The organism is Amycolatopsis sp. SID8362, from assembly GCF_010550475.1.
Lineage (GTDB): Bacteria > Actinomycetota > Actinomycetes > Mycobacteriales > Pseudonocardiaceae > Amycolatopsis > Amycolatopsis eburnea.
The window spans coordinates 1-203 of the sequence record NZ_JAAGNB010001262.1 but is presented as its reverse complement, the minus strand read 5'-3'; the positions used below and the strand labels follow the sequence as shown (position 1 = coordinate 203).

Annotated in this window: 1 pseudogene; it reads right to left on the bottom strand. The window is 75.4% G+C overall.

Annotated elements, in window-relative coordinates:
• Positions 1 to 89 precede the first annotated feature (89 nt).
• A pseudogene (locus tag G3I65_RS57775) lies at positions 90 to 203 on the bottom strand (ATP-binding protein); the annotation flags it as partial.

Sequence of the window (203 nt, the reverse complement as noted above, 5' to 3'; positions counted from 1 at the left end):
TGGCCTCGGCGAAGACTTCCAGCGGGCCCGAGACGTCGAGCAGCCGGACGCCGTCGTAGAGCACGACGAGGACGGGCCGGGTGCGCACGTCAGCCGTCGGCGGACCAGCCGCTCAGCCGGGTCAGCAGGCGCTCCAGCACCTGCGGGTCCGCGGCCACCGGGTCGCCGGAGACGGGCTCGTCGACCAGGGTCCGGCGGTCCTG